Source organism: Streptomyces kebangsaanensis, from assembly GCF_001906585.1.
Lineage (GTDB): Bacteria > Actinomycetota > Actinomycetes > Streptomycetales > Streptomycetaceae > Streptomyces > Streptomyces kebangsaanensis.
Map to the genome: position 1 here is coordinate 1 of NZ_JUJA01000027.1, position 4,272 is coordinate 4,272.

Sequence of the window (4,272 nt, forward strand, 5' to 3'; positions counted from 1 at the left end):
CCTCGATCCACCGCGTGATCTTTGATCGCGCGGTGTGATTGGTTTCGGGGTGGATTTTCGGTTCCGGGCAGGGCGGGTTTCCGGATGGCCGTTCCGGTGGCGGGTTCTCCGAGGTCTTCCAGATCGTGGACGGGCGGGGGTCCGGTTGGTCAGGTCTGCATCCGCTGCCCGGTGGCGGTCCACAGGTCGGTGAAGTCGTCGGCCCAGCGCCAGCGTCGGGGCAGATGCAGCACTACTCGTCGTCCCGGGCGGGCGATGCGGGCCGGAACGGCGATGAGATGACGGCGGATCGTGCCGGTCCGTGCCCGTGCGTGGAAGGCGGAAGCGAGGTGTCCGGCCGCGCGGGTGAGGTTGTAGGCGGTGGCGGCCAGGGTGAGCCAGGCCGCGTTCGCGGTGAACTTCCCCGAGGGCAGGTGGGCCAGGGCGGAGTCCTCCAGATCGGCGAAGACCTGTTCCACCGCGGCGTGAGCACGATGCATGGGCTCGGCGTCGGTCAGGACGAAGGTGCTGTCGGTGAAGACCACATGATGGCGCCAGACCGCGAACAGCTCACTTTGTCCGTCGGGCACCGTCTTCGGGTTCAGCCGCTTCACGCGGCGGACGATCAGCCGGGCGGTGGTGTGGAACTGCTTCTTCTTGCTGGTGAACGCGGTGAACGGGATCTCGGCGATCTCGGCGTCGGAGATCCAGCGTTCCTCCTCGGCGTCCCAGATCGCGTCGGTGTACCGGATCGGCGTCCAGGCGTCCTCGGCGATGGACGCGATCGCTTCGCGGATCGTCTTGGTGACCGCGACGGCCAGCGAGAAGCGGGCGCCGGCCCGACGGCAGGCGGCGACGACCTTGTGGGAGAAGTAGGCCGAGTCGGCGCGCACGATGATCTGTGCGGTGATCCCCATGGCCCGCACCGTGGTCAGCGCCTCGCGCAGCAGACTCGCCGCCCCCTTGCCGGAGCCCGCCGAGCCCCTGCGCAGCCGGGTGGCGACGATGACCGGCGCGCAGGTGGACGTCTTGACCGTGACGATCTGGAAGTGCAGCCCGCGGACCTTGGTGTAGCCGAACGAGGCGCCCTGCTTGGCCGGGCCGTAGACCTGCTTGACCTTGGAGTCGATGTCGACGAACACCACCTCGTCCGTCGTGGGCACCAGTCCGGTGTGGGCGGCCAGGTTGCAGGTGAACGCGCTTGTCGCGGACTGGAGTTGCCGGACGTGTCCCCAGGTGAAGGCGCGCAGGAAGGTGCCCAGCGTGGACGGTGCCCGCACCCCTGCGAAGAGCTTCCGCAGCCCTCCGTGCCGCAGGACATCCAGGTCGTCGATGGAGTCGGCGCCGGCGGCCATGCCGCCCACGATGCTCATCGCCTTCGCGTCGGGGGCCGTGCCGGCGCCGTTGGCCGCGCCGGTCAGTTTGACCTTCTCGGCCACCAGAGCCGGCAGGCCGCACCGCTCGGCCAGCCGGATCACCGGGACCAGTCCGGCATGCGCGATGAGATTCGGCTCGTCGAACGCGGCAAACACCCGCGCCGGGCTGTGGGACGATTTCACTTGAGAGGTGCCTTGCAGGTCGGGACCGGTGGAAGCGTAGGAACTCCCATCATCCCAGGTCAGCGGGCACCTCTTCTGATTTCTCCGTCCACGGCCCGTCCGCTACGCGGTGGATCCAGGCTCAGAACCTCAAGCACAAACGAGGGAACCCCCATACGCGTTGACAGTTGCTGAATGAACTCTCGCGCATAGGGGCGGATCACCAGACGACCCGTAGAGTTCGCAAATGCCTCAAGCTCTGCCTCGTCCGGATCTTCCTCGCGCACTACAGAGAAAGCGGCAACGAAAGATGCCTTAATAATGGCGATCCGATCTCCATCCGAATTGAGCAATTCGGCAGAATAGCGATCCCTGCAAGCGATCAACCCTTTAGACGGATCTTTGGGGTTTCGACTGAAGTTGCCCTGAGATTCGACTGAAACATGTGCGTCACCAGGCTTGTAGTGCTTTGCTGGCCCTCGCCTAGCTGAAGCGTCCCCCAATACGACTTCCACCAAAGAAGACGCGTCCGCAATGACTTCGCGGCCTTCGTTTGCGTAAAATTTGCGAGTCGTCATTGGCTAGCCTCCATTGGCCCGGGCTTGAAATTCTTCCTCTTGAGCCTCACCGGCCCCAGGCGCCTCAGCCGTAAAATGTGCTAGCCACGAAGGGCTTTCAAGGACGTGCCACACCTTAGGTGTTTCTAGATGTTCCCGAGTCGCAGCCCTCGTGACGTCGTCATCCTGATCGGACATTACGAATAGGACTGACAGCGCAGGTGCCACAACGTCACCATCCGTGACGCTGCACCGAGAGACGGAAACACTCATCCGCTCTACGCGTGGCGCAGCGCTGGCCTCGGTGCTTCTCTTCCGCCGACTGCGGACGCGGCGCGGAGCCAACGGCAAAGACTCGCCGCCTTCGACCGAATCGGCACTCAAACGCGGTTCAAAACCCATTGCGCGAAGATACCGCGCAAGCGTAGAGATTCGAATGTTTCCGTCACTGTTCAGTACCTGGGAAACAGCCCCTTCCGATACACCCAAGAGCGAGGAAAGCTCCTTATTCGATTTTCCCGACGCCCTCTTTGCCTGCTCCAAGCAGCTAACCACGCTCTGAGCCAGGCTCGCCGCAGAAAGCTCTTGAGCGCCGCGAGGAAAACTGGCGTAGCTCTCAATCAAGCTCTTCTCGTCACGACTTGTCATGTTCTACGTCCTCCTCTCGCACCAACAACGCTAGTTCAATCGCCTCAGGCGGAGCTTTCTTGCCTTCTTTCGCCCATCCGTTCGTAAGACGGAGGATGGGATCCAAATCCGGGTACCACCAAAATTCATCGTTCATTTCGGGGTCAATATCTCGGCGATCGTCAACCCTGCCCTTGGGCTCATAACCTCCATCACCGAAGGTGTCAAAGTAAGCGATCCGACGATGACCGTGTTTCACCTCCCATATCCCATCCTTCAAGAAATTGATAGCCCTCTGATAGGGCGGATACCCTTTTTCGCCGATATGCTTGAGGTGCGCAAACAGCTTGGCTGCGTTATGTATCTGATCCTCATCCGGTGGACTTTGGAAGTATGGATCANCCCGCCGCAAGATCCGCCCAAAATTTTGCCGCCGGCGAAGATCCATCACCCCTCACCGCGCACTCAATGCGATCATGGAATGACTCCCCACTGCCTCGCCAGATCACACACCTACCATCTTTAGTAAACACTAAAGCCCCCTCCCCGTGAAGGCATCCGCAGTGATCCTTAATGACACTCAGTGTTTTCCCAGGTGAGAGCAGTGCAGACCGGCCAAAAACCACTCGACTGGCTGAATATCGACAAGTCATCTGAAAAACCACAGGTCACAGACGTGTCGAACGCTGTTTTGGCTCTCGAATCGCACAGAGTGACGCCTACTACTCCATGGCGCACGCATCCCCCAAGACCCACCCCCAGTGAAACGAACTTAGATAGTAACGACCTGGTGTGCTGCGCGATAGCTGTTCTTCACTGCTTCGGGGCACCGGCTCGCCGCATCGTGGGGTCAAGATCGCTCCTGATCAGCTATAGACGCGATCGCAAGGACGCTGTTTGGGCCCTCGGCACAAGGCCGAGCGTTCGAGTCTAAGCCCCGTCACGCCTCGAAGCTCCCGTGGGACACTTCCCGCGTCTCACGCCGTGTAACTCCTGTGAGTGACTTCCCAACTCCTTCACGCGCCTCAAGAGGATGCGACGGGCGGCCCTCTCTGTCAGTCTTGGGTGAGACGCCCCGCTTAGTCGGGTTAGCCTGAGAGGGCACGACAGGAGAACCACCCCCTCATGACCAGCACCAACCCCGCCGAGTCCGACCCGGCCCCCAGGCCGAAGCGCCGTTCCTTCAGTCCGGAGTACAAGCTGCGCATCGTGGCCGAGTACGACGCCGCACCCAAGAACGAGAAGGGCGCTGTCCTGCGCCGCGAGCGCCTTTACCACTCGCACGTCAAGGAATGGCGGGCCGCGCGGGATGCCGGGGCATTGGAGAAGCTGGTCGACCAGCGCACCAGCCCGGCCCGGCCTAAGAAGTCGGCCGCAGAGACGGAAAACGAGAAGCTGCGCCGCCAGGTGGAACGGCTGGAGAAGGAACTGGCCCGGAACAAAGCCGCGTTGGAGGTCATGGGAAAAGCTTCCGCGCTCTTGGAAATGATCTCCGAGGGCGCGGACTGAGGACCGCAGCCGACCCGGTGGTCGATGACGCGTTCGCCGGCATCGAGGGCAAGTTGGGCATC

Annotated in this window: 4 protein-coding genes; 1 reads left to right on the plus strand and 3 read right to left on the minus strand. The window is 62.1% G+C overall.

The window, feature by feature from the left end; translation table 11 throughout:
* Positions 1-149: 149 nt before the first annotated feature.
* From RH94_RS02615 to RH94_RS46545, 3 genes are read right to left on the minus strand one after another with little or no spacing between them, the layout of a single operon-like run.
* The gene (locus tag RH94_RS02615; protein WP_073945630.1) at positions 150-1,538 is read right to left on the minus strand and encodes an IS1380 family transposase; all 1,389 of its coding nucleotides are present in this window, start codon (positions 1,536-1,538) and stop codon (positions 150-152) included.
* A gap of 59 nt (positions 1,539-1,597) precedes the next feature.
* Complete coding sequence (locus tag RH94_RS40205; RefSeq protein ID WP_143203940.1) at positions 1,598-2,095, minus strand: hypothetical protein; 498 nt, start codon at positions 2,093-2,095, stop codon at positions 1,598-1,600.
* Between the two features lie 3 nt (positions 2,096-2,098).
* Positions 2,099-2,722, minus strand: coding sequence for a helix-turn-helix domain-containing protein (locus RH94_RS46545; protein WP_073946047.1), 624 nt, complete (start codon positions 2,720-2,722; stop codon positions 2,099-2,101).
* A 1,104-nt stretch (positions 2,723-3,826) separates the two neighbouring features.
* Between RH94_RS46545 and RH94_RS02625 the strand changes: the two genes are divergently transcribed.
* Positions 3,827-4,210, plus strand: a complete 384-nt coding sequence (locus RH94_RS02625; protein ID WP_073946048.1) for a transposase — start codon at positions 3,827-3,829, stop codon at positions 4,208-4,210.
* The last annotated feature ends 62 nt before the right edge of the window (positions 4,211-4,272 follow it).

Excerpts from the sequence above, each read along its gene's own strand:
- RH94_RS40205 (WP_143203940.1), bottom strand. The coding sequence starts at position 2,095 with ATGACGACTCGCAAATTTTACGCAAACGAAGGCCGCGAAGTCATTGCG.
- RH94_RS46545 (WP_073946047.1), bottom strand. The coding sequence starts at position 2,722 with ATGACAAGTCGTGACGAGAAGAGCTTGATTGAGAGCTACGCCAGTTTT.
- RH94_RS02625 (WP_073946048.1), top strand. The coding sequence starts at position 3,827 with ATGACCAGCACCAACCCCGCCGAGTCCGACCCGGCCCCCAGGCCGAAG.